The 26963-nt window shown below is 41.2% G+C and carries 34 protein-coding genes and 3 pseudogenes; 11 read left to right on the top strand and 26 right to left on the bottom strand.

Going from position 1 to position 26963, the window contains the following annotated elements; all coding sequences use genetic code 11:
* Positions 1-11: 11 nt before the first annotated feature.
* Complete coding sequence (rsmD, locus tag BXP28_RS02945) at positions 12-569, bottom strand: 16S rRNA (guanine(966)-N(2))-methyltransferase RsmD (protein ID WP_023484337.1); 558 nt, start codon at positions 567-569, stop codon at positions 12-14.
* A gap of 549 nt (positions 570-1118) precedes the next feature.
* Positions 1119-1262 (bottom strand): helix-turn-helix domain-containing protein, encoded by a 144-nt coding sequence (locus BXP28_RS02940; protein WP_206764766.1) that lies wholly within the window; start codon positions 1260-1262, stop codon positions 1119-1121.
* A 118-nt stretch (positions 1263-1380) separates the two neighbouring features.
* On the opposite strand from BXP28_RS02940, the gene BXP28_RS02935 reads away from it, so the two are divergent.
* The gene (locus tag BXP28_RS02935; RefSeq protein ID WP_024094321.1) at positions 1381-1794 is read left to right on the top strand and encodes a hypothetical protein; all 414 of its coding nucleotides are present in this window, start codon (positions 1381-1383) and stop codon (positions 1792-1794) included.
* 147 nt (positions 1795-1941) lie between these two features.
* Here BXP28_RS02935 and BXP28_RS02930 read toward each other — a convergent pair whose 3' ends face one another.
* The 7 genes and pseudogenes from BXP28_RS02930 to BXP28_RS23790 form a co-directional block, all read right to left on the bottom strand.
* Entirely contained in the window at positions 1942-2331 is a 390-nt protein-coding gene (locus tag BXP28_RS02930) for a hypothetical protein (RefSeq protein ID WP_024094322.1), read from the bottom strand.
* Between the two features lie 444 nt (positions 2332-2775).
* Positions 2776-3168 (bottom strand): hypothetical protein, encoded by a 393-nt coding sequence (locus tag BXP28_RS02925; protein ID WP_496543686.1) that lies wholly within the window; start codon positions 3166-3168, stop codon positions 2776-2778.
* Positions 3169-3592: 424 nt separating this feature from the next.
* Positions 3593-4924 (bottom strand): lytic polysaccharide monooxygenase, encoded by a 1332-nt coding sequence (locus BXP28_RS02920; protein ID WP_023483239.1) that lies wholly within the window; start codon positions 4922-4924, stop codon positions 3593-3595.
* A gap of 390 nt (positions 4925-5314) precedes the next feature.
* Positions 5315-5557 carry a hypothetical protein gene (locus tag BXP28_RS02915; RefSeq protein WP_024094326.1) on the bottom strand — a complete coding sequence of 81 codons (243 nt, stop codon included), beginning with the start codon at positions 5555-5557 and terminating at the stop codon, positions 5315-5317.
* Positions 5558-5746: 189 nt separating this feature from the next.
* A pseudogene (locus BXP28_RS02910) lies at positions 5747-6235 on the bottom strand (peptidoglycan recognition protein family protein); the annotation flags it as partial.
* Positions 6235-6474: a BhlA/UviB family holin-like peptide gene (locus tag BXP28_RS02905; protein WP_024094328.1), complete on the bottom strand. Its 240-nt coding sequence runs from the start codon at positions 6472-6474 to the stop codon at positions 6235-6237. The pseudogene BXP28_RS02910 and the gene BXP28_RS02905, both read right to left, overlap by 1 nt.
* Positions 6475-6501: 27 nt before the next feature.
* Entirely contained in the window at positions 6502-6630 is a 129-nt protein-coding gene (locus BXP28_RS23790; RefSeq protein WP_024094329.1) for a hypothetical protein, read from the bottom strand.
* A 255-nt stretch (positions 6631-6885) separates the two neighbouring features.
* Here BXP28_RS23790 and BXP28_RS24895 point away from each other — a divergent pair, with 255 nt between their 5' ends.
* From BXP28_RS24895 to BXP28_RS24890, 3 genes are read left to right on the top strand one after another with little or no spacing between them, the layout of a single operon-like run.
* Positions 6886-7197 carry a transposase gene (locus tag BXP28_RS24895; RefSeq protein WP_024094330.1) on the top strand — a complete coding sequence of 104 codons (312 nt, stop codon included), beginning with the start codon at positions 6886-6888 and terminating at the stop codon, positions 7195-7197.
* Between the two features lie 38 nt (positions 7198-7235).
* Positions 7236-8045, top strand: a complete 810-nt coding sequence (locus BXP28_RS22415; RefSeq protein ID WP_367869692.1) for a DDE-type integrase/transposase/recombinase — start codon at positions 7236-7238, stop codon at positions 8043-8045.
* Complete coding sequence (locus BXP28_RS24890; RefSeq protein WP_357548028.1) at positions 7993-8103, top strand: IS3 family transposase; 111 nt, start codon at positions 7993-7995, stop codon at positions 8101-8103. Before BXP28_RS22415 ends, BXP28_RS24890 begins: the two co-directional genes overlap by 53 nt.
* Before the next feature lie 54 nt (positions 8104-8157).
* Here BXP28_RS24890 and BXP28_RS25725 read toward each other — a convergent pair whose 3' ends face one another.
* The 3 genes from BXP28_RS25725 to BXP28_RS02875 form a co-directional block, all read right to left on the bottom strand.
* Positions 8158-8364, bottom strand: a complete 207-nt coding sequence (locus BXP28_RS25725; protein WP_051428112.1) for a DUF8602 domain-containing protein — start codon at positions 8362-8364, stop codon at positions 8158-8160.
* A 1081-nt stretch (positions 8365-9445) separates the two neighbouring features.
* On the bottom strand, positions 9446-9796 hold the full coding sequence (locus BXP28_RS02880; protein ID WP_036658701.1) for a YxeA family protein: 351 nt from the start codon (positions 9794-9796) through the stop codon (positions 9446-9448).
* Positions 9797-10052: 256 nt separating this feature from the next.
* Positions 10053-10298 (bottom strand): ArpU family phage packaging/lysis transcriptional regulator, encoded by a 246-nt coding sequence (locus BXP28_RS02875; protein ID WP_235430685.1) that lies wholly within the window; start codon positions 10296-10298, stop codon positions 10053-10055.
* A gap of 192 nt (positions 10299-10490) precedes the next feature.
* On the opposite strand from BXP28_RS02875, the gene BXP28_RS02870 reads away from it, so the two are divergent.
* Positions 10491-11006, top strand: coding sequence for a DUF3231 family protein (locus tag BXP28_RS02870; protein WP_040930346.1), 516 nt, complete (start codon positions 10491-10493; stop codon positions 11004-11006).
* Between the two features lie 82 nt (positions 11007-11088).
* Here the strand turns inward: BXP28_RS02870 and BXP28_RS02865 are convergent, their stop codons facing one another.
* The 3 genes from BXP28_RS02865 to BXP28_RS02855 all read right to left on the bottom strand — a co-directional run bounded on the left by BXP28_RS02865 (position 11089) and on the right by BXP28_RS02855 (position 12066).
* Positions 11089-11292: a hypothetical protein gene (locus BXP28_RS02865; protein ID WP_042119037.1), complete on the bottom strand. Its 204-nt coding sequence runs from the start codon at positions 11290-11292 to the stop codon at positions 11089-11091.
* Between the two features lie 424 nt (positions 11293-11716).
* Entirely contained in the window at positions 11717-11887 is a 171-nt protein-coding gene (locus BXP28_RS22410) for a hypothetical protein (RefSeq protein ID WP_158529812.1), read from the bottom strand.
* The gene (locus tag BXP28_RS02855; RefSeq protein ID WP_235430686.1) at positions 11887-12066 is read right to left on the bottom strand and encodes a helix-turn-helix transcriptional regulator; all 180 of its coding nucleotides are present in this window, start codon (positions 12064-12066) and stop codon (positions 11887-11889) included. The genes BXP28_RS22410 and BXP28_RS02855 overlap by 1 nt, the downstream gene beginning before the upstream one ends.
* A gap of 191 nt (positions 12067-12257) precedes the next feature.
* On the opposite strand from BXP28_RS02855, the gene BXP28_RS02850 reads away from it, so the two are divergent.
* The 4 genes from BXP28_RS02850 to BXP28_RS02840 all read left to right on the top strand — a co-directional run bounded on the left by BXP28_RS02850 (position 12258) and on the right by BXP28_RS02840 (position 13911).
* On the top strand, positions 12258-12809 hold the full coding sequence (locus BXP28_RS02850; protein ID WP_051428114.1) for a helix-turn-helix domain-containing protein: 552 nt from the start codon (positions 12258-12260) through the stop codon (positions 12807-12809).
* Entirely contained in the window at positions 12806-12955 is a 150-nt protein-coding gene (locus BXP28_RS24885; protein ID WP_357548020.1) for a LexA family transcriptional regulator, read from the top strand. The genes BXP28_RS02850 and BXP28_RS24885 overlap by 4 nt, the downstream gene beginning before the upstream one ends.
* Positions 12956-12974: 19 nt before the next feature.
* Entirely contained in the window at positions 12975-13310 is a 336-nt protein-coding gene (locus BXP28_RS02845; RefSeq protein WP_024094340.1) for a tyrosine-type recombinase/integrase, read from the top strand.
* A gap of 115 nt (positions 13311-13425) precedes the next feature.
* A complete protein-coding gene (locus BXP28_RS02840; protein ID WP_052752961.1) occupies positions 13426-13911 on the top strand; it encodes a site-specific integrase in 486 nt (161 codons plus the stop codon).
* 444 nt (positions 13912-14355) lie between these two features.
* Here BXP28_RS02840 and BXP28_RS23785 read toward each other — a convergent pair whose 3' ends face one another.
* Entirely contained in the window at positions 14356-14454 is a 99-nt protein-coding gene (locus BXP28_RS23785; protein ID WP_226989871.1) for a YjcZ family sporulation protein, read from the bottom strand.
* A gap of 323 nt (positions 14455-14777) precedes the next feature.
* Between BXP28_RS23785 and BXP28_RS02835 the strand changes: the two genes are divergently transcribed.
* The gene (locus BXP28_RS02835) at positions 14778-14981 is read left to right on the top strand and encodes a hypothetical protein (protein WP_024094341.1); all 204 of its coding nucleotides are present in this window, start codon (positions 14778-14780) and stop codon (positions 14979-14981) included.
* A 258-nt stretch (positions 14982-15239) separates the two neighbouring features.
* Here the strand turns inward: BXP28_RS02835 and BXP28_RS02830 are convergent, their stop codons facing one another.
* The 10 genes and pseudogenes from BXP28_RS02830 to BXP28_RS02780 all read right to left on the bottom strand — a co-directional run bounded on the left by BXP28_RS02830 (position 15240) and on the right by BXP28_RS02780 (position 24601).
* The gene (locus BXP28_RS02830) at positions 15240-15944 is read right to left on the bottom strand and encodes an NADPH-dependent oxidoreductase (RefSeq protein ID WP_023484790.1); all 705 of its coding nucleotides are present in this window, start codon (positions 15942-15944) and stop codon (positions 15240-15242) included.
* A 150-nt stretch (positions 15945-16094) separates the two neighbouring features.
* On the bottom strand, positions 16095-17366 hold the full coding sequence (locus tag BXP28_RS02825) for a Glu/Leu/Phe/Val family dehydrogenase (RefSeq protein WP_023484789.1): 1272 nt from the start codon (positions 17364-17366) through the stop codon (positions 16095-16097).
* 134 nt (positions 17367-17500) lie between these two features.
* The gene (locus BXP28_RS02820; RefSeq protein WP_036658705.1) at positions 17501-18832 is read right to left on the bottom strand and encodes a sensor histidine kinase; all 1332 of its coding nucleotides are present in this window, start codon (positions 18830-18832) and stop codon (positions 17501-17503) included.
* A gap of 410 nt (positions 18833-19242) precedes the next feature.
* Positions 19243-19560 carry an ABC transporter-like protein gene (locus BXP28_RS02815; protein WP_023484787.1) on the bottom strand — a complete coding sequence of 106 codons (318 nt, stop codon included), beginning with the start codon at positions 19558-19560 and terminating at the stop codon, positions 19243-19245.
* 429 nt (positions 19561-19989) lie between these two features.
* Positions 19990-20328 carry a YolD-like family protein gene (locus BXP28_RS02810; protein WP_023484786.1) on the bottom strand — a complete coding sequence of 113 codons (339 nt, stop codon included), beginning with the start codon at positions 20326-20328 and terminating at the stop codon, positions 19990-19992.
* A complete protein-coding gene (locus tag BXP28_RS02805) occupies positions 20325-21572 on the bottom strand; it encodes a DNA polymerase IV (protein WP_024094347.1) in 1248 nt (415 codons plus the stop codon). The genes BXP28_RS02810 and BXP28_RS02805 overlap by 4 nt, the downstream gene beginning before the upstream one ends.
* A gap of 214 nt (positions 21573-21786) precedes the next feature.
* Positions 21787-22098: pseudogene (gene arsC, locus BXP28_RS02800) on the bottom strand (arsenate reductase (thioredoxin)); the annotation flags it as partial.
* A gap of 29 nt (positions 22099-22127) precedes the next feature.
* Positions 22128-23182: pseudogene (arsB, locus tag BXP28_RS02795) on the bottom strand (ACR3 family arsenite efflux transporter).
* Positions 23183-23210: 28 nt separating this feature from the next.
* Positions 23211-23558 (bottom strand): ArsR/SmtB family transcription factor, encoded by a 348-nt coding sequence (locus BXP28_RS02790; protein ID WP_023484783.1) that lies wholly within the window; start codon positions 23556-23558, stop codon positions 23211-23213.
* Between the two features lie 662 nt (positions 23559-24220).
* Entirely contained in the window at positions 24221-24601 is a 381-nt protein-coding gene (locus BXP28_RS02780; RefSeq protein WP_206764590.1) for an ArsR/SmtB family transcription factor, read from the bottom strand.
* 191 nt (positions 24602-24792) lie between these two features.
* Here BXP28_RS02780 and BXP28_RS02775 point away from each other — a divergent pair, with 191 nt between their 5' ends.
* Positions 24793-26925 (top strand): heavy metal translocating P-type ATPase, encoded by a 2133-nt coding sequence (locus BXP28_RS02775; protein WP_024094351.1) that lies wholly within the window; start codon positions 24793-24795, stop codon positions 26923-26925.
* Positions 26926-26963: the final 38 nt, after the last annotated feature.

Raw genomic sequence — 26963 nt, 5'->3', positions numbered from 1 at the left:
CTCAGCTCCTTTTACACAGCATTGACTTTATAGATGGAAACAGCTGTTTCTCCATAATCTGCCCGTTTCACCAGGCAAAAACGCCCTATCTGTTCCTCTTGTTTGTCTGAAGCATCGTGCTCCACGACAATAGTAGATTCAAGGCAGAGCAGCTGATCCTCTTCCATCTGACCGATTAGTTCCCGAATCATCTTCATCCGGTAAGGCGGGTCCAGGAAAACCAGATTGAACTGCTGATTCCGTTTGGCCAGAATCTTCAGTGCTCTTTTGGCATCATTGCGGTATACTTCAGCCCGGTCGCTCAGTTTTGCCGCCTCCAAATTGTGACGGATTGTGTCCAAGCTTTTCTTCTCAATATCCACAAAAATACCTTTTTCCATTCCCCGGCTCAACGCTTCGATACCAAGCCCGCCGGTTCCGGCGAACAGATCCAGCACCGAACCTCCGTCAAAATAAGGGCCGATCATACTGAAAATAGCTTCTTTGACTTTATCAGTCGTAGGGCGTGTATTCATGCCCGGAACCGCCTTGAGGGGCCGTCCTTTTGCACTTCCTGATATTACTCTCATCTGTCTTCCTCACCTAAATTTATCCATACTTGAATCCGGCATTGTATGCACATATCCATCAAACCTCTCAACCGGAATAATGTACAATGCTTATCCTTGTTATCATACCACGATCTAAAATGAATTCACAAAAAAATCATTTGCTACGTATATTTACCCATTGAACGGACATCCTTATAGTATCGACATCAAAAAATGTCGTAGACAACCGCGGAGAAGACTTACGTTTCCCCATAAGCTCTTCGTCCGGTTTCTCCTCTCCCATGAGGGTGTCCTGTAAAAGGGGCACCCGTTTATTTTATCTGAAAATCCTTTATTATCAACGCTTATTTCATCTATTACAGCTTTTATATCGACAATAAAAAAGCCTGTTGTAGACCGTTTGTAGACCAAATGCACAATTATATACCTCATCAAACACAAAAGAATAATATAATAAGAAGAAACAGGACTCAATAAAATGTACTCTATAGGGTACATTTTATAAATAAGCCCTTCGGGGCTTTTTATTTTGCACAAAAATAACCTGCCATTTGTTTCATTAGTAGGTTACTCCTCTACATTAAAAAGCTCTTCTATTGTTATTCCTAATGCTCGTGCAATGGCAAATAAATGAGCGTCTTCATGCCGGCTATTCTTATCAAAACGGGAAATTGATCCTTGGGGCACTCCTGTCATCTGAGACAGTTGCATTTGGGTCAATCCCCTATCTTTTAAAATTTGATTAAGTTTGGGCGTGACAATCACAAAAAAACACCTCCAAGCCAATTATATGATATCGTATAAAGAATTATAAGGAGGTGATAAACAAGTGCAAAAAAAGAGAAAGAAGAGCAGGGGAAATGATAAAGAATTAATCTTGTTGATGACTGCCATCCTCACACTGACTAATTACATCATTACCCTTTATCATTACATTGACCCGCTAACGACGGGTCTCCCCCACAAGGGGGGTGAGATGAAATACAAGGGCCTGCTCTTCTCTCTCAATATTATATCAAAGGGGATAGTACGTGAACAGGAGCCTACTGGGAAAATTGAGGCGGAAATATGGTTTGATGGGAGGTATGAACTTGCACTACATCTTGATGCAGCTAATAAAGTTGTAGATAAAGATACCAGCCTAAGTAAATTTCCGGAGAATGTAGATATTCCGTTATCGGTTTTAGAGGATATAGTGAATCTACTACCATTGGAAGTTAAATGGGTTAAGCAGGAGCTATAATAGAAAACCCACAAACTTATGCGGCATAATTCAAAAGAGCCTTGATGTGCTTCCTCAAAGGCTCCTTTTCTTCTGTATAACTGGATGTATTTATATGCATGGTTTGTAGTACCTATTTAGTCGGACTCTTGAATTTCCTTACATGAATTACTCAGATATTTTTTCGATAGTAGTAGGTAAAGCAATTGGCGGAATTGACAAGGTCGCTACTTGATAAAAGACATTTACTTTATCCCCAACTACAAATTTTTCGTTTTGCGGAAGAGGAACAAGTAATACTTTATTTTGATTGACTAAATCTACCCAATTTCCTTGCAGAGCTTCTTCTTTAGTGGAAGCATTTACAACTGTTGCATACACATCACCAATGGAAGTGATGTATCCAGTGAATTGAATTTGATCCTGTTTTTCAACAGAAGATACGGACGGACTCAGAGTATCGTCTGAATGTGCAAAAGTGGGGCTGGCTCCAGCCGCGAATCCTAAACCTAAAGTAAGAGAGGTTGCTACGGCTACTAATTTCTTCTTTGTGATCATAGTTCTAATCCTCCTTGTATTTTTTTGGTTACATAACCTTATTTCTACAAGTAGATTGAATATCCTTTATATTTCCATTTATTTAATAAATTTGTCACAAAAGAGAAAAAGAGTACTCAGGAAATTGTCTAGGCACTCTTTTTGTATTAGCTCTTAAAACCCGGTTGCAAAAACAGAGGTTTTGGGTAAGATGGTTGCAAAAAGCTTTTGTCAAGACCTTTCCGAAAATTTTTCCTCATTTTTTAAAGTAATACCCCTTGACAATCCTTCCTACAACCAATTCACTAAATAAACGCGAAAATCACAACCAACAAAAAACCGCCACAGCATAGCTGGGCGGCCGACATATAAATGCTCTTCTTTAGGTATAGCAAAAACCTGTCCGGAATTTGGGAAAGCATTCCAAGCCAGTACTAGTTCTTTATTTTATAAACTTTTTATCTGTTAGCAATTTTTACGTAATAAAGGTTGAGTTGTACAACGGAATGAACCGCCGAAGTCTCTAGATATACTATAATCAACGTATTCAACCTTTATTCCTCTCTTGGTTAATTGCTCGCCTACTGATGATTGAAATTCCGGGTCAGTTACGTATACCTTTTCATTTAAAGGTAGCCCATTTGTTATTAATTTTTGTGCATCTTCAAGAGGAACAGTTATTTTATCCCATTCTTTCAAAGACTCTGGGATACCTTCCAGAAATGCTTCTTTACAAATAATCATTAATCCGTCTCTAACTAGACTTAATGCACAGTCCAAATGTAATATTTCAGGATGAAGTGGGACTTCAGTGACTGTATAATCGAAATTTGACAGAAAATTTCTTAACCATACTATTCCATTATGATTGGAAGCAAGCCCCGATGTTCCAACGAAAATTTCTTTGTTCAGAACTAAGACATTGGACTTCTGTCAATAGATTGGACACCTAAAACCGAGAGAATTATGCAGCTAAACAGATCATATGTTCGCATTGATTGAGCGTAAGATACCCGATAGAGGAATGGATTCTTTTTCCATTGTAAAAGCACGTAATGTACTCAAAAATTTTCTCACAGTTTTTAAAATAACCTCTTGACAATATTGCCTACAAACAAATCGCGAAAAAACACGGAAAATCACAACCAACAAAAAACCGCCACAGCATCACTGGGCAGCCGAAATAAATTTTTTTTATCTCATTTAATCGATTTCCATGTACTCTTTCTGAATTTTGCTTTATAAAAATACGAGCCATTTGGATTTATGTCCTTAACACTTTTTATTCAATCACCGTCCATAAAGATAGTGCGTATATCCAATTAGGGTCACCTTTCCCTTGATAGCTTTGAACACATTCATAAATTTTCCCTTTATGTTGTACTTTATCTCCTTTTTTATAGGCAGCACTTAGGTTCCACTTTTCATACTTAGATGAACTCTCTTGTTTTGTTTCTACCTTGATTTCATTACTAGGATCCGAAACATTCCCTTTCATATCAACCGCTCTGATTGTATATCGATATTCGGTATTGGGTTGTAAACCTGTATCTGTATATTTAGTGGAATTAATCGTTGCTACCTTAGTACCATTACGGTAAATCTCGTACAACTTTATACCAACATTACTTGTAGATGGATTCCACATCAAATCTATACGAGAGGCTGTAATGTCCATACTTCGCAACCCTTGAGGTTGTGTGGGTGCTTCTCCCTGGGCTTCTTCCTTAGTCTTTGCAACCACCGGATCGCTTTCTTCAGAAATAACTCCTCTCGAATTTACTGCTTTTACAGAATATTTATACTCTGTATTTGGTTTTAATTCGGTATCTGTAAATGTTGTTCCTGATACCGTTTTGATTAATTTTCCATTACCAAATACTTGATATCCTGTCACTCCGCCCTGAGCCTGTGACGGATTCCATTTTAATTCTACACTGTTTGAGGTAACTTTAGTTGCGTGTAAACCTTGAGGTTTTGTAGGAATCTCTGGACCGGATGTGTCATTTTTCAAATTAACGTCAATTACATTATAAAAAGCGGCCCCGGTATCTGCTATATCCCATACAGCTAAAATGATGTGGTATCCACTGCGATCAGTAGGGATGTTTATATTGTGGGATACTGTTCTAGATGGAAAAGCACCGTTCTCATTAAATTCTTCAATTAGCTCAAAATCACTTCTCTTTAGTTTCTCATTAGGGTTCCACCCTTTTTTTGTAATATAATAATGCCATTTAGCCGTCCGATGTGGTGCAGTTAACGTCCAGGTAAATGTATGTGAGCCCCCGGTAAGATCTTGCTTGTACCAACGGGTTTCCGTTTGTTCATCAAGCTCAGGGCCCCATGCCTCATCTGCAGATGCAATTTTACCGTCGTCAGGCCCTCCATGTGGAAATCCTTTTGCAGCTTCTAAACCATTATGATTCCATTTCGTTGCTCCGCATCCAGTATTTTTCCCTTCATAGCATAATCTCGCACGACTTTTTACAGGTGCTTCAACGTATCCGTGAGCAAATGCTTCTGGGGCAACCATGGTGAATCCTAAAATAGCACCTAGCAATAAAAGAGCAATCTTTACTTTTTCTTTTTTAATACCCAAATTAGAGATCATTGTTTTTCTTCTCCCTTTTTTCAAAAAAATAGAAACTCTGTTACCAAAAAAGAATAAAAAACAGTTCCTTTCATTTTAATTCTGCTACGGCTTGTTTAATTTAATTATCTCCATGGACATCAATCCCCCTTACCAAGAGTTATTTATGTTAATAACGTAAAAAAACATTTACGTTATTAACACTCAACTAAATTAGAAGAATGAAGTAAAATATGTATTTATATTCTTATATTATCAAATTCTCATAATATTTTTTTATATTTTTTTGTGTTTTTTGTGAATTTTATAAAACCCAAGAAATTAGAAATGATCAGACCCGCAAGACTCTCGTAATATGCTCTTTTTTAGGTAGCTAGAATGAGCATATCAAAGCCCGCGGGTTGATGTATATTACTGCTCCTTCTTCACAGCACTCTTACCAGCACTATATAGCCCGCATGAAGTAAGACCAGAGATAATGCCAAACATAACGCTTGTCTTTATATCACCTGGGAAGTAAACAACTCCAGCCGCAATACCCAGTATAACGGATAAAACCGGGGCCAGACGAACCCGTAGTCCGATCCCTTTCGCCATTTCAACAAGACCGACTATAACAGCAACAATGACAACATCTGTGATTTCTATACTCATGTTGACCTCCTACAGACTGCTCGCCAAAATGTGGTTATTCAGCCATGCCAGCTCATCAACGGTAAGGCAACGGTTTTCTATTTTAACCATCCAATTCCAGTCCGTGAATAGTCCTGCATTCCAGGCTTTCCCCATGTTGTCAAAAAGCTGTTTCCACTGCCAGTCTTCCAGTTGTAATGTTCTATTCATGTCTTCCTCTCCTTCATATGCTTGTTTAATTCGCTCTATAAAGCTTGGTATTCTTCCCTCATCTAACATTCTGTGCGGACAGTATTTACCACTCCAGTGCTGGTGTGGGACCACATTTTCAATAGGAATAAAAAACTGTCTCATAAGCTGGGCAATGACAATAGCCGCATGGTCCTCGGCCTTATAATATCGGTTACCGCCGGACTTGGAATAACAAATTTCTACGCCGATGGACTGACGGTTTCCTGTTCCGTTCCCGTCTCCGCAATGCCAGGCATTTCGATCAAAAGGAATGCCCTGAACAGCTTCTTTATCGTCTACAGCAACGTGGAACGAAACCTCGTTATTGTTTCCGATCATGTAACGGATCTCATTTTCTGCGGGAGCATCGTTCCAAGTGTTATGGAATGTGATGTACTTAGGTGTCATTTTATTCGGGCATTTGATGCCATACTTACTTGGGTCTACTAACATTTGTCTGATTTCCATCATTGGGCTTCTCCTTCCCCGGGTTTTCCTTTTAGAATCCCTTTGATCTCGGCAATATCACTTGAAAGAAGGCTAAAAGACTTTGCTTGCTCCCGGATAACTTCCTGGTTCTCGCTAATGGTCTTTTGATATTCCTTCTCTCGAACTTCATTCTTCTTCATTGTAGTAAAAAGCAGCCAGATAAACAGCGCACCAAATATCCCGGTATTTAGCGCTGTATCAAAAAATTGTTCTTCCATTCATGGTTCCTCCTGTTCATTCTTTCATCACACTTCAACTATAATTTTAAAGATTCCTACAGGAGCATATATTTTTTCACTTATCGTTGAAAGCGAATTTGCTCCTTTAAAAAGAGTTGTTCTAGCGCAATCACAATAATGAAATTTCATTTCCATATGTCCCCTCCTGTTTTTGAGCATAAAAAAGACGCCCTTAGGCGCTCACTTCTTTTTAAAATGTACCCTTTGTCAAGGACATTTAAAAAAAGCCTAGGCAGTTTTAAGAAGATGATCTCTGTATTGAGTATTGAACAGGGGTCATCTTCTTCAAATCCCATTGGTATCTATAACGATTCTATAAAGCTCCCTAATGAACTTGGACAATAAGAGTGTGTATTGTTTATACTACAAGTGATAGGGGAGGATGAATAAATGAGACGAACGAAATATTCCAACGAGTTTAAGGTACAGGTTGTAAAGGAAGCTCTGGAAACCAGAAACAAAGCAGCCGTGGCAAGACGTTACGAGCTTGCCTCCAATATGCTACACCGATGGGTAAAAGAGTATGAGTCAGGAAAATGGGGAGTGATTTCGGTAGAGGGGATTTCCCCTCTGGAAACAAAGAAGTTGTCCCAGGAAAATGACCACTTAAAACGGCTGCTAGGGGAAAAAGATCTTGAGATCGCTATTCTGCGTGACCTGGTAAAAAAGAAAAACCCTCACTTGCTGACAAAGTTGAAGTAGCCGAAATCTACATTCAACAGGGATACGCTATAACGCTCGTGCTACGTTTGGTGAAGGTCCCACGTTCGACTTATTATTACATAAAAAATAAAAAAGTCATGAAGAAAACAGTTAGTGAGGGACGTTCAGCGCCAGGGTATTCCTATCAAGCGAATGGAACAAAAGTACCTGATGAACAGATTCAAGAACGGCTCATGGAACTGATTTCGTCAGATGGATTTGCTTATGGATACCGGAAGCTGACCGTTTGCTTGCGCCGAGAATACCAGTTACAGATCAATAAGAAGAAAGTGTATCGCCTATGTAAGAAGCTGGACATCCTGCGCCCACAACGACAGAAACCTGTTGTGTATCCACGAAAACTGGCTCGTAACCGAACGGTTACTGACTCCAACCAGCTCTTCGAAACAGACATTAAATACGGATTTATAGCAGGTGAAGAACGATTTTTCTTTATTCAGTCTTGCATAGATGTATACGACCGCTCGATTGTAGCCTTTCACATAGGACTGAGCTGCGAAGCAAAAGATGTTGCAAGTACACTTCAAAGTGCCTTGATGAAACGTCAGTTGTTTGAAGCTCTAGAAAATCCTGTGATTCGTTCCGATAACGGACCACAGTTTATTTCCCATGCCTTTCAACAAGCCTGTACAAGCTTCGGAGTGGAACACGAACGAATTCCACCAAAAACGCCGAATATGAACGCTCACATTGAGTCATTTCATCGACTTCTCCAAGATGAGTGTTTGGCACGGTACGAATTTCAGACGTACGGAGAAGCCTACCAGGCTGTTACTGAGGTACATTCGGTATTACAACGAGCGACGAATTCATTCGAGCATTCTTGACCTTTCTCCATACGAGTTTTACAAACAGCTCATCTCGATTAAGGCTATTCGAGTATAATTACAACCTTGAGGAAAGCGATGATTAAGATAGTACGTGTCCAAAATTAGGGGGTTAATCCGGTCTTACTTTCCTCCATTCCTTGCCTAGGTAGAATTCTCTCGCCTTTTTGTTCCTTTGGTATTTATCATATTCCTTATGTGCCCTTTGCTTCTCTAGCTTTCCAAGTGCTGCATGATTATCGCAATACCTTGTTCTTGTTAGCTCCGGGCACCCATGTACCTTGCAAGGTTTCAATGGACGTTTCGGTATATATGTCATGTCTTCACCTTATGCGTTACAAGCATTCATTGCGTTCCAGATATCCTTAAATCTAAGCTCTCCGGGCGAGCCAGCGGGAAGTACGGTACCTCAAAATAATAGTGCCTCTCGTCCACGAACGCCTCCTATCGTTGATCTTTCCGATCGTATACATGTGGATCGCGCGTCCAAATTTTGGATACTCGGCTGCCAATCGGTGTTCCGAGTTCCCACGCTATTATTTCAACCCACACTGACCTCGACCTGTAGTGATCGTAAAGCTGACGCTGGACTTTTTCCGCCTCTTCCAACGTCCCATAGACCATACAAAAATTAAGCATAACTTAGTTTGGATATTTACCATGACATGTTCGTCCAAAGAAATTATGAAAGATTCATAAGATGATGTATCAACAACTGTAAAGGAAGTGAAAGAATTATGGCAAAGTTTTTAGAAGCCCAGATTTCGCAAAACTCTGGCTCTTTTGGGTTTCCGCTGATACCTGTTACCAGTACTCTTGGCCTTATTTGGAACATTGGGATTAAACACAGCAGGTGCAGGTCCGAATTTGCGCGTACAGCTCGAGGCTACAGTTGCGATAAGCGCGTTTGTTAACGTTCCCTCTTGTGTTATCATTATATTTTGCATAGATGGTATCTGTTTTATAGTGATAGCTTGTTTGCCTGTGATTCCTGGCGTTTTAAGCACAAATTTAATTACCGCTACTGCTTCTCATTTCAATCCTCCAAACCCAGGCTTCCTGTCTTACCAGGCTTTCGTTAACGTGACTGGTATAGCTTCGGCAACTCGCGTGGGTCCCGAGAGCTTTAATGCACTCGCAGTTTCCGATTAATAAATTTTGAAAGAATCCTATAGCGTCACCTCGACTTTCTTCCCATTTCTTACATTATTTCCGGTCCGCGAAATATCGAATCGAGACGTCAATTCCTCTAAGGGTGATTGAGGTGACCTCCTTTCTCAGAGCGGGCCGTACGGACTTTCGCTTATGCATCGCATCAGGAATCGGTGCATAAGCGTGCCGTGATGGGCCTAAGCGGCATGAAATAAAAAAGCCATGCCTTTTGGCATAGCTCATTTGCTTTAGAGAGTAACCTGAAGTTTCTCTTTCACTTTGGTCTGCAATTCTTCTTTCTTCACTTCATCGTAGCTGGTTACTACTTTCTTGCCATCCTTATCTTTCATATAAAGGCGTAGATATGCACCCTGTTTAAATTGGTCTTCTCCAAATTTAGAGAACGTTAGCTGAATTTCTTCTCCCTTTTCGTTATAAGCCGGGAGCGTATACTCGTACTGTTTATGTTGATTATCCAGTTTGCCCTCACCTTTAATTTGGGTGTAGGCCTCGTCTTTAAAGGCTCTGTTAAAATCAAATTTCAACAAAAAGCTGGCGAGGATAATAAAAATGCTAAAAAACAACATAAATTTTTTCATGATTCGTTAACTCCTTTATACTCTTGATGTTTATAATTGTATTTTAGCAATATTTTGTTCCTTTTTTGATCGATTTACATTACAAAAGACTGATCAAACTTACATATCTGTCATACAAACGATTCCAATGTGATCGTTCAACCAGCTATGGTGCCGTGGTACCTCTCTTTTCCTTTGTGGCCTATGATATTACTATACATCGTAGAAATCCAAACATCCGAACCTTTTTCGGTCAAAATTCTTTCTTTTTTCTGTCTTATCCTTCTTTTTCCACGGCGATATTTAGAAATAAAGCAAGCTTATAAAAGGCTTTCCAACGTATTCGGTAATATGATTTTTCACTGATTGGCGGATTGAACACTTGGTTGTAAACGACATAATCATATACGTAATCGTGCTTCAGGTATCGTTCTTGAATCAATAACCTTTCCTTTGGATGAAGCCTCGATACTGCCCTATCTATTCTTTGAATATGTGCCAGTCGAGCTGCAGGAACATCGATATTGTAGATAGCAACATTGGCCGTTTGATCTGTTGTAACGTTCGTCGGCCCATGAAATCGCTCCTGGTAACTGGATGTGATGTTAGCTTCTTTTTCTTAAATCTTAGAAAACCATCCCTTTGCATAAAAATGCTAATTTAAGGAAAACTTTATTTATGACGTTCTATCACAACATTAAAAGGAGCAATCAGAATAGGAATTTTAAACGGCAATTCAAAAGATGAACCTATGCACTATGGAGAAATTTATAGTGTATGGCAATTTTCAATGGCAGCAAAGAGCTGTATCTCCACTAATCGTTTGTTTCAATATCATGTAGGTGACAAAGATTTAAAAAAATTTTTAGAAGACGTCATTTATCAGGCCAAGCTAGAAGTTAGTGAATGCGATTCACTGCTTACTCAAAACGGAATTGCTACAACTCCTGTATTACCCGAAAGACCAGAAGCTAAGCTTGAAGATATTCCTGTGGGAGCAAGATTCACTGATCAAGAAGTAGCCGCTATTTCGGCTGCGGGATTAGCTGCTAGCTTAGTTGGTTGTAGCTCAATTATGGGCACATCAATTAGAGAAGATATTGGTGCATTATTCGCTAAATACCACACAACAAAAGCGGCTCTTGCTTTAAGAATTTTAAAAATGAGTAAAGAAAAAGGTTGGCTGATCCCTCCACCACTACAAGTTAAACCTGAGTCTGTTGAAGAATAAATTGAAACAAGGTTAAAAAGGTTTTATAGGGGAGAAGGCTGGTGCCCTCTCCTTTATTCGTCTACTCCCAGTAGGTGATTGATTACGTTGCACAGTGTCCACTACATTCATTGCCGAAACCATCGAAATCCATTTCCAACTGGTTTTCGTTTATGTCCACTTCTTCTAACGGTACACAGGATTTATGGAGATACACCTTTCCTCTCATCTGGCGTAATCCGTATTCATGCAGTGTCTTTTCAAATTCAACCGCTTGTTTCCACTCATCAGGGAAGTTGCGTTTCAATTCCAACCACGCATAGTCACTATGAAATGGACACCCTATACACGCTGATTTCGGAGGCACTTTATAGCCGTTTTTACACGATGTATCTCGTCGGTTGAGATACCAAGCCACTTTATGACAGATTGTTTCTTAAAGCGTTGCCGAGGTTTAAGTCCAAGATGCTGCCTGACGGCCTTTTGGGGTATGGTTTTTGCAGGTCATACGTTTCAACCTCTGCATATGCTTCCTTTGCTTTGATAGTTCCTACAAAGCTATCTTGAAGCTTCATTTTTCGGTTTTTAAGAACTACTTTAGCGTGGCCATGTTCATATATGGATTGTGCATACAATGCCCCTATAATGCCCTGTGCTTGTGTATAGAGGGTGATCTTCCGGGCAAGGTCGCCCGGATTTTCTATAATGTTTTCAAAACATCCACCTCACTTTTATACTTTTTGAGCTTCATATACTGCTAGCAATGCAAGATCTTCATTCAAACCTACTTCTTTAGCCAAGATCCTGGCTCTGTTGGGGGTAATTGTATTTTCTCCGTATCTAAGTCTTGCTAATTCAATGAATTTCCGCCCTACCAAACGTAGCCTTTCTTTTTTACTCATTAGACCACCTCTTTGTGTTGTTTATACAATATCATCAACAAAAAAATTTCCCTAGGGTCTTTGTTAAAAAACTTAGATAGTTTAAGCATCAATGATCCGCTTATTTCCCCACCTCTTTCCAAATGGTATATTGTAGATCTTAATACTTTTAGCGCCGCTGCTAACTCAGCTTGTGTCATATCAAAATCTTGACTGCGCCTAAGATATTTAACATTGTTCTTCATTAAACACTTATAACTCCCTTCTTTTGTGTTGTATACCCTACAATTCATACCCAAAGAAAAGTGTTGTTTACTTTACATTTTGTTGTATGTACTATACAATATACATGTCGATATAAATTGTAATTTGATGAAGCGGAGGATTTTTGATGAACAATTTAGGGAAATATTTAGAGCAAGTAAGACGTGAAAAAAAGTTTTCGCTTCGAGAAGCCGCACAAAAAAGTGACCTATCTTACACATATATTCGAGACATTGAATTAGGAATGAACAGAAAAACAAAAAAGAAAGTCAAGCCTTCACCAGATTCCTTGAAAAAGCTAGCTGAAGCTTATGGCATCGAGTATTATGAACTCCTTCAAAAAGCTGGAATCCTTGATGAAGGAACGGAAAGTGCATTGGACGAAGCAAACAGTAAGCTTGATAAATTGATTGAAGAAACAGTAAATAATTCAACTCATATCAGTACAATCCCTTTAATTAGAACTATTTGTGCTGGTGATGGCATCATAGCAACAGAAAACATAGAAGATTACGTGGCTTACCCTTTGCTGAAAGGAAATAAGCCAGACTACGCTCTACGTGTACAAGGAGATAGCATGAAAGACGTTGGAATTGATGATGGTGATATTGTTTTTCTAAAGGCTGCTAATTGGGTTGAAAAAATGGCCAGATTGTTAATGGAGAAGAAGGTACTTTGAAAAGAGTTTATTGGGATGAAATTGATCCTAAGGTCAGATTAGTCCCCGAGAACAAGAATTACAAACAAATTGAAGCTTATCCGAATGAAATTCATATCTGCGGAGTTTATGCTGGCCACTTTAAATCCGAGTTCCAAATGCTTTGATGAACATGGAGGTATTCAAATGGCGAGTATCAGAAAACGCGGAACCAATTCTTATTTACTCACTGTCGAATTAGGTTACGATGCTCAAGGAAAAAGAGTAATAAAGGACAACCCTATGAATGGAGTTAAAAAGCCTAAAGAAAAAGCAACTAGAGAAATCGAAGTGTATGATGAACATGAGGTTCAGCAGTTGACAAATGCACTTGAGAAGGAACCTCTGAGATTTAAAGTCCTGGTAATGCTCGCCCTTATAACTGGTATGAGGAGAGGCGAATTAGTTGGGCTGGAATGGAAACATGTGGACTTGAACGAAGGTATTATTCACATAAAACAATCCCATACCAATTGCTGCTGATGGAGTTCCTGTAATAAAAATTTCAAAAACTAAAAACTCTGTCAGACAAATTTCTTTACCTGCATCAATGGTAGATCTTCTAAAGAAATACCGGGTTCATTATCTGCAGGAAAAAATGAAATTGTTAGACCGTTGGGATGAGGGTAATGAGGAAAAAAGAGAGTTTGTATTTAGTAACCCTGATGGAAAGCCAATTTATTTCAGTCGGCCTACTAAGTGGTGGATAGCATTTTTGGAAAAAAATAATTTAAGGAAAATTAGATTTCATGACCTCCGACATACTTCCGCAACATTGCTTATTAACCAAGGGGTTCATGCAAAAATTATTTCCGTACGTTTGGGTCATGCAGATATATCTACAACAATGAACGTTTACAGACACGCTTTATGGTCAGCCGATAAAATAGCCGCAGAGAAGTTTGATCATCTACTTAAAAACTCAAACGAATTGTCTACCGATTGTCGACCAAATCCACAAAAACGGTCTACAATGTCCATAAAGATGCAATCAAAGGACATCCCAATTAAATCAAGGGAAATAAGACTATACAACAAATCGCCACTGACAGGGTTTCTCCTCTCCCATGAGGGTGTCCTGTAAAAGGGGCACCCGTTTATTTTATCTGAAAATCCTTTATAATCAACGCTTATTTATATCGTAATAAAAAGTTAAATGCAGGCCGGTTGTTGTATTTTTCGGAGGTTCTTGTTTTCGGGGGACATCTTTAATAACATTTCCAAAATGCAACATTTCATAGCCAAAAACTTAGTTATTGGCGAATCCTAACCGCTTGCAGGCGAAAAACAAACAATATAAAATCAGCTCAACACTTACAATGAGCGGTAATATGAAGGATGAGGAGTTTAAGAAATACCAGGAGGTTATGGATAAAGAAGTATAAGAGATTAAGAATAAAGCCCTTTGAGGTTATTTTGCACAAAAAGACCACATGGCAATACTGAACTGCACCTCCAATTGTTATCCGGTGTCTAACAATTGGGGCACTTCAATACGCCCCTGTGGTCTTTTTTAACGAAGTACGTATTAATAAAGCATAGTACGCAAAATGATGACTAATAGAATGAATAGAACGAGAATTGCACCTGTACTAGTTAATCCGTATCCTCCAGATGAATAACCCAGAAGTAACACTCCTTTCCTTAAAACTCAATATATTTTATGACGGAAATCGGATCATGCTTGGACTTTTGAACCGCCTGAGGGAATGTTTGTAGTTATTTTGAAAATACCTCAAGCAGCATTTTCGTTATAGGACGGAGAATAAACGTCTGATTTTGTAACAAGCTGAGTTTGTGCCATTTTCATGCCATGAATCCTTAAATAAAGTACGAAAATGCCTGCTCATACGGATTATTCCTTTTTGCAGATCGCTTGTCTCTTGTGATAGGGTAATAACTGATTAGTTTATTAGAAAAGGAACGGGTACCGGAGATGGAGGAGAATCAATGACTATTGCTGATTTTAAAGGCAAGGCTGTTCATATGAAAACGAATGAACAGACGAATAAACACGCATCCAATATGAAAGACCGAAGTTGTCATTACTACGGTATTTACTCAGGGCATGACGAGACGTTTATGTATTTAAAAATTGAAAAAAAAACTGTCTGCTTTCCTATCTCTAATGTTGTCTTTGTGGAGGAAGTGTAAGCACTTAGTACAGGGAAAAAGAAAAAGTGTTCAATAAAGAAAGGTTTATGGCAACGGAACGTTTATTTTTTCTGTACAACCTTAGCAGCTTGAGGGGCCATTTTCGGGAAAATGTACAGCACAACTTGCATATAAAGTAAGCCAGTTCCTTTTGTACATAAAGAAACTGGCTTATTTCATATCCATTTTATGAGGCAAGTCAATTTGACCTAATTCGATTGAAACAACTGATTCTACTATTGCAGTTTAAACCCCTGCTTATACGTGGGGATAGTAGAACTTGTTATACATGCCGGACACGGTCTGAGACCAGGTCCTGGTTTCGGCACCACCCGTCCGCTTAGCCATATAGTCCGAAATCGTCCCGTCATATTGATCAATCAATTCACGCAAATGTTCCTGTTTGTAGCTTTCTTCATGATAAACCGCTTCTTTCGGCAGCCGCGGCTTTTTGGCAGAAGGATCTGCAGGGTGCCCCAATACAAGTCCGCATACCGGGAATACGAGTGGAGGTATATTTAATAGTTTAATCAGCTCTTCCGGGTTTCTTCTGGCACCGCCAATCGGCACGGTTCCAAGCCCCATCGACTCCGCTGCGGCAATGGCTGTACCCAGCGCGATGCCCACATCGGTTGCTCCAACCAGAACTGATTCCACACTATCTGTAAGAATCAGTTCTTCCCCGTTTTTCTCTGCAGCAATCTTAGCTCTATTGAAATCTGCGCAAAAAAGCAAAAAGACAGGAGCCTGATCCACCCAAACCTGGTTTCCTACCAGTTCGGATATTTTTTTCTTGGTGGCGGAATCTTGCACACTAATAACCGTAACCTGCTGTCCATTTATTGAAGTAGGGGCGGCCTGAACAGCCTGAATAATCGCATCCAGCTGTTCCGGAGCTACCGGTTTATCCAAGTAATTGCGAATAGACCTGTGTTCGTTTAAGGTTTTCAAAGTTTCATTCATGGGTACTTCACTCCATTCCCTCTTTTTATTTATAAACTATATTAAATAGTATAACTTACTTTTTATCAATAAATAGCGTCATGTTAAACAAAAAAACCGCCTATCCAGAACTTATCATAGGACAAACGGTTATGTTATATGCTACCAGGCTTATACCCAACCGCGCACTTTCATGGCTTCGGCAATCCGCTTCATTGATATAATGTATGCTCCTGTACGAAGATCGGTATTATGCTCTTTGGCAGTTGCCTGAACTTCTGCAAAGGCTTTAACCATAGTGACCTTCAGTTTTTCATTTACTTCCTCTTCACTCCAATAGTAATTCATCAGGTTTTGTACCCATTCAAAATACGAGACGGTAACTCCGCCCGCATTTGCCAAAATGTCCGGGATAACCGTAATTCCTTTCTTAAAAAGAATCTCATCCGCCTCTGGAGTTGTTGGTCCGTTGGCAGCCTCTGCCACAACCTTGGCTTGAATCCGGTCCGCATTCGCAAGTGTGATCACATTTTCCAAAGCAGCCGGTACCAGGATATCCACATCCAGCTCTAATATTTGGGAAGGGTCGATTTCATACCGGGAACCGTAGGTTGCAAGACTTCCGCCGTCCTTGCAGGCCGCAGCTTTGGTTACATCCAGCCCGTTAAGGTCCAATAAGGCTGTTTTCGAGTCACTGACAGCAACAATCGTACAGCCAAGTTCAGCAAGAAGCTCAGCCGCGATTCTTCCCGCATTACCGAAGCCCTGAACTGCAACAGTAGCTTCGGACGGCTTCTTTCCAAAGTCTTTCAGGGCTTCCAGGATCGTAAATACGCAGCCGCGGGCTGTTGCCTCATTTCTACCAAGAGATCCGCCCAAAATAAGGGGCTTCCCTGTTATCACTCCGGGCTGGAAGGTACCTTTCATGCGGCTGTACGTATCCGTCATCCAGGCCATTACCTGCGCATTGGTATACACATCCGGGGCAGGAATATCTTTATCAGGGCCTACAATGTCCGCGATGGCTTCCATGAAAGCACGGCTTATTCGTTCCAGTTCTCCTTGACTAAACTCAGTCGGGTCACAGATTACACCGCCTTTTCCTCCACCATAAGGAAGTCCGACAACTCCGCATTTGAAGCTCATCCACATGGATAAAGCCTTAACTTCATCCATGCTTACTTGAGGGTGAAAGCGGATGCCGCCCTTAGTCGGACCAATCGCATTGTTATGCTGGGAGCGGAAACCTTCAAAAACTTTTACGCTTCCGTCATCCATTTTTACCGGAAAAGACACGCTCAGCACTCTCATCGGTTTTTTCAGGACTTCAACTACGTGGTCAGCAAGCCCCAAGTAGGAAGCCGCATGTTCCACTTGCTTTTGGGCTATCGCATAGGAGTTCAAATTTTCATTGTCTTGCATAAGCTCTGTCTGTTGACTCATTCAGTTTTCATCCTCTCCGTGTTGTTTTTGGCTTCGATATCTATCCGCTTCACTGCTTTAGCACAGTGATATAAGTATTGTATACTAAATCTTCTGAATTGAAAAAGTTTTTTTATCATTTTAAACCCTTTTTTTCAATTTTTTTCGGAACCCGAAAAAACGGGAAGCCGGAGAATGAATTCCGTTCCGCTGTTCCATTCACTTTTTACTTTCACTTGTCCCCCGTGAGACTCTATAAAATGCTTTACAATTGCCAGACTAAGCCCCATGCCGGAAGATGCGGCAACCGCCTGCGGATTTGTTCCCGGAAGGAAATAAAAACGATCAAAAATATAAGGAAGTTCCTCTTCTTCTATTCCTATTCCATCGTCTTTCACCTGTACAACGGCATCCAGATCCTGCTGATACACGGTTACGGTTACAGAGGAACGGGCATGCGCTATACAGTGTCCCAGCATGTGGTTCCATACTTGTTCCAGCCGGTCCGTATCCGCATACAAATGAATATCCTTTTTTATTTCCAGAGTAAGGGAAATACCGGCTTGTTCTGCCGCCTGTTTCATCATCTCTACTGCTACCTTGAGGTTATCAGATAAAGAAAACCAACGTTTGCTTAAAGGCAGATTTCCAGCTTCTGCGAGGCCAAGATTTTGGAGATCCTGTACAAGCCTGTACATACGGTCCACTTCTTCAAACAATTCGTGCATTTTCTCAGGAGATAGCCTTGTTTCAGCCACAAGTGCCCTTTCTAATTGGGTCTTCATGGAAATGAGAGGTGTCCGCAATTCATGAACGATGTCAGCGGACAATGTTCTTCTTACTTTCTCTAAACGGGCAATCCGGTCCTCAAGACGGTCTACAACTGTACTCATTTCTCTTTTCCAGCTTTCCAGATCCTCGGAATAACCTAATTGTCCTCTCATTGATGTTATACTCTGATTTTCTTGTCCTGATACCCGTTTTAGCTTGGCTAGAGCCGTTCTCATGACGCGCAGGTAAGGCTGATGAAATCCGGAGAGCAGTCTGTACGTGATTAACCAGATAAGGATTAACGATGCCCCGTAAGCAAGCCAATATGCATATGAATATGCAGGAAAGGGGGGTTTTTCCAAATACATATACCCGATTAGGGTACCTTCTAACTTAATGGAATGGATATTCTTGTCTTCGCTTTTGGTCTTTTCATTATGTAAGGATTGAAAAAGGACACGCCGGTCCTGGTCCCAAAGTACAAATCCGGCTTCCTGTCTGCTGAGTGGGCCCTCTTCTCTTTGAAGCTGATTGACTACAGGCTCCCAAGATCTTTCCGTTTTATACAAGTTGGCCAGATATGAATGCCAGAAACTTTCCATTTGTTCGGAAACCCGCTCACGCTGGTCTAAAGAAATCAGCATTAATGGTATGGCAATAAGCAGGGCAGCCAGCAGGGTAACTGCTGAACTTATATATATCTTTTTTTTCTTCACAAGCATCCCTCTTCTTTTATCCGTCTATATCTATTTCCATACGTTACTTTCTAGAATACCAGAGACTGGACTAGAATCAAATGGACAAAACTATACTTCGGCAAGAAAACTATATGAAACCTGTGCCTCCTGGCGTTGGCTTTGGAACCGGACGGCGGGTGATCGGACCCATGCTGTAGTGTCTTCACTAATCTTAGTTCCACTCTCCCTTTCGTTCAAAATAAGAATCCTGATCCATAAAAAACGCCCCTGTCCTAAATCTAGGAAAAGGGGCGAACCGGGTTTTAGAACCCGGAATGCTTAAGTTTATTCAAACGGACCTGTGCTTCCCTGATTTCCATCATCCGTTTTCGTTGTTCTTCCTCAGTTGCAAGTTCCTCGCCCATCCATCTGGCAAGCTGAAGCTCAAGCTACCGCACCTCGTCAGCCGCCTCCGGGTTATCAGGCTCCTGCAGTTTCCGGTTCTGTTCCTCCTCGTACTCCTGCCAGCTTCCCTCATACAGGAAAAGGACGCTGTCCTGCCCAAGAAACAGAAGCCGGGTAGCCAGCTTCCGGATCAGATAACGGTCATGGGAAACCACTACAAAGGCCCCGGTAAAACCTTGTAAAGCCTGTTCTACCTTCTCCTTGGTTTCTACATCAAAGTAATTGGCAGGTTCATCCATCACAAGCAGATTTGCTCCGCTGAAATAAAGCTTGAGGAAAGCAACACGGCATTTCTCCCCCATGCTAAGATCTCTGATCCGTTTAAACACATCATCCCGTGAAAACAGGAAGCAGCCTAAAATCGTACGCGCGACAGTCTGCGTCATCTCGGGGAGTACAAGCAGGCTGTCCAGAATCGTGATTCAGTGTTCAGCCCTTCCAGCTCCTGTGAAAAGTAGGCGATGCGGGCCTGTTCCAGCCAGGCAAAGATTCCTTCTGTTCTCATTCTCCTTCCGAAGATATCACCTGTATCGTTTTTTCCCTTCGTTCATCAACCGTTGCTACATTTTTAAGAACTATTTTCCCGTCAATTAAAATGTAATTGTCGAAAAAACGATTAATTTCTTCCAATGTGATGTTTCCGTATTGATACATATCTCGCAAGGTATAATCTATCCTGCCTTATTTATGGATATGAGTTTTCCGGAGAATCTAGGTATCGTCTCGTCTTTTCACTCGAGCCTTACGTCGATTATGTTCTCCAACATGATATGCATAGCTTTATTTGCCTCACTGATCACCCCAAGGCTCCTAGTTAAAGGATCGTACTTGATTAATACTCCTGCAATGTGCTGATCTTCATAAACATCATACACAGTAAATCTCACCTTATGTTTCGTGGCCAAAGCGTAGTTAAGGATTGTAGAGAGTTCTTCCAGCCTCTGCTCATCAAGTAAGGGCTTTGCATGTTTTTTCAATTCCCGCCGCTGCTCCAGGAGTTGCTCCCGGTGTTCAGGCAGCATCATGCGGGAGGATTCCCATAATCCGTTTCCAGTCAGCTTCTTGCTCATTTATAATGTCCTCCAATTTTCATGGATCGGTCTTTGGCCTGGCCAGCCGCTGTCAGAGAAACCGCGCGCATGATCGAGGCATTGCCGAACCGGTCTTTGATGCCGTCAAGGGCTTTTTCCAAAGCCAGCTTTTTCATCCGGTCTTCAAAAAGGACGAGCTGGAACGTATCATCACGGACCAGTCCGGTCAGTGAAACTGATATTTTACGGACAGGAAGGCCGTTCCAGTGCCGCTTGAACAGCAGGACTACCGCCCGGTTTACTTCGTCACTGAGATTGGTCGGATCCTCCAGCTTCATCTGGCGGTGAAACCCGGTAGGATAGTCAAAGTCGGTTCCCTGGCAGCCGACAGATACGACCTGTCCCATATATCCTTTGGCCCGGCAGCGCTGGCATACCAGTTCGGAAAGTTCCAGAAGAGGAACAAGCAGTTCATTTATCGTCATGTAATCGCGGGGAAGCGTCATTTGGTGACCGACTCCCTTTTGTCCGATATAGGTATCGGGAGTAACAGGAGAATCATCCAACCCATTGGCAATTCGCCAGATGACTTCTCCGTTAATTCCCCAGCGCTTTTGCAGGCGGAGCACAGAGGCGCAGGCAAGATCACCTATCGTATGAATGCCCATGCGTTTCAGATGGCGGGTCATCCGTGAGCCGATGTGGTACATTTTATTGACCGGTAAAGGCCACAGTTTTTGTTCCATCTCCGTTTTGGGCAAATAAAAAATGCCATCCCCGTTCTTTTTGGCAAAATTATCGCAGGCCATTTTGGCCAGCACTTTATTTTCGCTGATCCCGATCCGGGTATAGACGCCTGTCTCATTCCATACACGACTCTGGATACTTTTAGCAATCTCTTGCGGAGAACCAAGCAACTTTATACTAGCGGTAACGTCCAGATGCTGCTCATCGACGCTCAGCGGCTCTACTAGATCCGTATAGGACTGAAGAATTTCCGTGATTTGGAGGGACACTTTAATGTATTCTTGCATTCTGGGCCTGACAACCACCAGGTCCGGGCACTTGTTTATGGCCTCTCCTAATCGTTCTGCCGTTGTAATCCCATACTTTTTAGCCAAAGGACAAGCAGCCAATACAATCCCTGAACGACGCGCCGGGTCTCCGGCGACTACGAGAGGACGATTGCGATACTCAGGATGATGCGCTTTTTCCACACTGGCATAAAACGACTGACAATCTGCTAAAAAAATCACACGTTTATTTTTTATTCCTTTATCCATTAGGTGTATCACCGCCTTTTTAGAACATGTGTTCTTATGTATAAACAGATTAGCGGACAATTATTCGTATTTCAATAGAATATTTATGGAAAATCAGTCCGCAAATAAAAATCCCACTGGCTGCAGTCAGTGGGAAATTCCAACAGAATAAATTTACACACCTATTTTGCTAAAAACTGTTTGAGTTCCTGGTACCCAACAATATCTTCTGACAAAATCCCCAATGTACTCGTTTTACATGCGGAGGTGTTGTGGGACAAACATCGTTTGCATGGCCACAGAGCGTAACAACAAGGTCTGCCTTGTCCAAAAGCTTCCGATCTATCGCATCAGATGTTTGGTCGGTAATATCAATGTTGACTTCCTTCATAGCTTGAACCGCTTTTGGATTTACGCCATGAGCTTCAATGCCGGCAGAATAAACGTTCCAGTTCTTGCTTAAATAATGTTTCCCCTATCCTTCAGCCATTTGGCTGCGGCAAGAATTTCCTGTGCATAAAAAATAAATGGTTTTCTTGTTTGTCATATTACATCCACTCCTAATAATTAGTCTGTTTATTTAGTTTGTGTTTGAAAATATTTTCGTTGAAACCATAAAGCCACATTCACGAGAGCAATCATGACTGGCACCTCAACAAGAGGGCCAATTACAGCAGCAAAGGCGGCTCCAGAATGAATACCGAATACCCCAACAGCTACAGCAATAGCTAATTCAAAATTGTTGCTGCCTGCTGTAAACGCTAACGTAGTTGTTACCGGATAATTAGCTCCGATTTTCCTTCCCAAAAAGAATGAGACAAAGAACATTACAATGAAGTAAATTAAAAGTGGAATGGCAACGCGAACCACATCTAACGGCAGACTGACAATAACATCCCCTTTTAAAGAAAACATCATAATAATCGTAAATAACAAGGCAATCAGCGTGACCGGACTGATCTTTGGAATAAATACTTGCTCATACCACTCGCGTCCCTTTGCTTTAACAAAAGTAAAGCGCGTTAACATTCCAGCGATGAATGGGATGCCCAGATAGATAAAGACTGACTTTGCTACCTCTGCCATCGTGATATCAACAATAGCCCCTTCAATTCCAAGCCATTCCGGAATGACGGTAACAAACACATAAGCATAAACAGTAAAGAATAGCATCTGGAAGATAGAGTTAAAAGCAACAAGTCCTGCCGCGTATTCGGTATCCCCTTTAGCCAAATCATTCCATACAATAACCATGGCGATACAACGGGCAAGTCCAATCATGATTAAGCCAACCATATATTCCGGTTTATCCGGCAAAAATAGAATAGCCAGAAAAAACATAAGTACCGGCCCAATCAGCCAGTTTTGTATAAGAGATAAAACCAATACTTTCACATCTTTAAAAACCCTACCCATCTCCTCATAACGCACTTTGGCAAGTGGGGGTACATCATAAGAATTAATCCAATGGCTAAAGGAAGTGAAGTTGTTCCTACTTGTAAACGGTTAAGTTCCTCCACAAATCCTGGAGAAACGTAGCCCGCACCGATTCCCACGGCCATAGCCATAAAAATCCATAAGGTTAAGTAGCGATCAAGGAAAGATAATTGTTTCCTTCCGCCTTTGTTCATTTAGATTCACGTTCCTTTCTTATATCAATTAACAACCGCAACGAAGAGTGGGATTTCTGTTTTCAATCTCACGAATTTTTTCTGTTTGTTCTGGAGCATGTTCAAGGATATCTTCAATGACTGGATACAAATCACTAGCAGCATTTAACGAATAGTAAATCCACTGGCCTCTTCGTGCCTCTTTCACTACCCCAAGATCTTTCAATTTCCTAAGATGCTGACTTATGGACGGCTGGCTCATCTCAAAGACCTCAAGAAATTCACAAACGCAGCACTCACGCTGTTTTAAAATGGCTATCATGGTCAATCTTGTCTTATCTCCAAGAAGCTTTAATACCTGAGACAATCTCGCAACATCTACAACTGTTTTTTCCATATTTTCACCTCATTTTATAATTGCATAGGCATATACTTATGCAGAAAACAAAAAAATGAATCACATTCTGCAATTTCGAACCGTTTTTACCTTCAGACATCTTGAAACAAGAAAACGTAAAATTCTATGCAATAATAAGTATATAACTACCTGCTTATATATTCAATAAAAAAATAGTTATGCTTCGTTCTTCAATTCTTTATTTCTTTTCTGATACAACTTATAGACAGTAAATCCTACGGGTCCTGTCAAAAAAACAAAGGCAAGCCATATTGGAAACTGGCAGTGACTGATTTTTTGTTGCCGATACTCCATAGTTACATGTATGCACATCAGTACTATTAAAAAATAAAGACTAAAAATAAATAACGAAAATACTTCCTCACTCCTTTCATGTAACGTTATGTTTTCATTATATAAGTTTCCACTTATATAAGCAATTGTTTATTTGATTTTCTACATGCAATTTTTGTATGCTTCGATACACCTGAAGATTCAAAAAAACCGGTTTGATTTTTGAAGACCGGATGAAAAAGCTGGCTTTGGAAAAGGCCCTTGAAAAAGGAACTTCAACCAGTCGGACATAAGAGTCCAAATTAAGGCCGGAAGATCAAAAACTCACGGATTAGCCTCCATGAGCTTTTGGTGGTTAAGTTTAAATTTTACTTATGCTTCAGATGCTGAAGCGTCTGTACGAAAATTTGTTCCACATGGTCATCATCCAAGGAATAATAGACGGTTTTCCCCACTTTACGTCTTTTGACAATCCTTGCATTCCGCAAAACGCGGAGCTGGTGTGAAACTGCGGATTGGCCCATTTCCAAAACCTGGGTCAGATCATGAACACACAATTCATTTTGCAGCAGGGCATGTATTATTTTTACTCTTGTCGGATCTCCTAATGCTTTAAACACATCGGCAAGTTCAGATGCCGCCGGTTCCATAAGGAGTTTCCCGCGAATAGTCTGAATATCGGCCTCCGTTCCAGAGCAAGTTTCTTCACAGGATTCAATTGCTTTATCCACATTTACCACCAACTTCATTTATACTGTTTGACTGTCATTATATCATAACCATACCCCGCCTGTATTCCGGCATCTCCTCTCATAGTATAGCCGTCCATTTGTAAGTTAAAAATAACATTTTAGGCCACGAAAAACTTTGACAAAAACACGAGTTAAGGTATATCATATTATATGAACATATATTCATATATAGAAAAGAGGAAGCCCCTATGAAAGAATACCGGGTTAAAGGTCTCTCTTGCGGCAACTGTGCCCAAATGCTTGAACAGCGGATTCAAGAACTGGAACACGGTGAAAATGCAACTCTCAGCTATAATTCCGGTAAACTTAGAATCGACCCTCAAGTATCCTTGCCGGACGTTAAACAAATTTTAAAATCAGACGGTGCCTATATCCAGGCCGAGTCCTCTCAGGTACAAGGCCGGGATGAGAGCCACGATCATAGCCATGGCGAACATGAACACACGCACGGACATGATCATAGCCATGAAGGCAGTCCTTCTCTTATGCGTAATTTGCTGATCGTATCTGCTGTCATTTATGCGGCTGCCATTCTTCTGGATGGTACATGGAGTGCTGCTTTCACTATTCCGATGTATCTTGCCGCTACAGTCATAAGCGGATATACTACTTTTATCCGCGGGCTGAAAAACTTATTTAAACTGGTTTTTAACATTGATACACTGATGACCATTGCCCTGATCGGAGCGATCTCGATTGGTGAATGGAAGGAAGCCACCCTTGTAGCCATTTTATTCGGCCTTAATGAGCTGCTTGAAGGACTCGGAATGGAAAAAGCCCGCCGTTCTATGGAAACTCTTCTGCAAGTAGCTCCGAAAGAAGCACTTAAAATCGAAGGCGATAAAGAAACCGTGGTTCCGATTGCTACACTGGAAATCGGAGATCTGGTACTCGTAAAACCGGGGGGAAAAATCCCTTCAGACGGGACCGTTGCAGAGGGCAAAAGTTCCGTTAACGAAGCAGCAATCACAGGAGAATCACTGCCGGTGGAGAAAACGGCAGGTGAGCATGTGTTTGGCGGCAGCATCAATAATGAGGGAATACTTAAAGTCCGAATTGATAAAGCCTATGAAGATTCTTCCCTGGCCAAAATCCTTCATTTAGTGGAAAAAGCCCAGGACACAAAAACACCGACGGAACTATTTATTAATAAGTTTGCTAAATACTACACCCCACTCATTATGATTATAGCCGCTTTGGTTATTGTGGTACCCCCTCTATTCCTTGGCGGAGAGTGGAGCAAATGGCTGTATCAGGGACTGGCCGTTCTCATTGTAGGTTGTCCTTGTGCTCTTATTCTATCTTCCCCTATCGCTATCGTATCGGGGATCACAAGAAATGCGCGTAACGGCATTCTAATAAAAGGCGGAGTTTTTCTGGAACAGCTCGGCAAAATCGATACGCTTGCTTTTGATAAGACAGGGACACTGACCAAAGGAGAACCGCATGTAGAGCAGACTGTGGTTTATGAAGAAAATCTGTTTTATTCCGTGGCGGGTGCCATTGAGAAATCATCCTCCCATCCTTTAGCCAAGGCTATCATGAAAGAAATTGGGTCCAGAGGAATGGAATTACCTGAACCTGAAGAAATAAAGACGCTATCTGGAAGCGGAATTGAAGCTGTGATCAATGGACGGAAATTCTGGTTGGGGAACGAAAAAAGTATCCGCCACCTTACAATTCCCGGAACTGTACAGTCCAGCATCGAGAAATTGAAAGCAGAAGGATTAACTCTCGTTCTGGTAGCTGATAAACAAGCTATTCTGGGTATTTTCGGAATTGCCGACGAGATCAGGGAAGAAAGCAAGTCCGTCATCGAGGCGCTCCATCAGAGCGGCATTCGGCAGACGGTCATGCTGACAGGAGACCATCAAAAAACAGCAGAGAAAGTAGCCCGAGCTGTAGGTGTTACGTCTTTCTATGGAGGCCTTCTTCCTGAAGACAAAGTGAACAAAATTAAGGAATTGGCACAGCATGGACGGGTAGCCATGATTGGTGACGGCATTAACGACGCGCCCGCCCTTGCTTCCGCCCAGCTTGGCATCGCCATGGGAAAAGGAACAGATAGTGCAGTTGAAACGGCCGATATCGTTCTTATGCAAGATCACCTGGGCAAATTGCCCGAGGCCGTCAAGGTATCCAAAAAAGTAAACCGTATTATTCGTTTTAATATCGGGGTATCACTCGGTTTAAAACTAATGGCTCTATTGCTGACCATTCCCGGCCTCCTTACATTATGGATTGCCATCCTTTCCGATATGGGCGCAACGATCTTTGTTACCCTGGTTTCGTTAACCGTCCTTATTAGCCGGAAAAAATAACTTAAACCGGACGATACAGCCTTCTTTAGAAAGATAAG

Origin of the sequence: Paenibacillus larvae subsp. larvae, assembly GCF_002003265.1 — a bacterium.
Lineage (GTDB): Bacteria > Bacillota > Bacilli > Paenibacillales > NBRC-103111 > Paenibacillus_H > Paenibacillus_H larvae.
The sequence above is the reverse complement of the archived record's forward strand: the minus strand, read 5'-3'. Positions and strand labels throughout refer to the sequence as shown.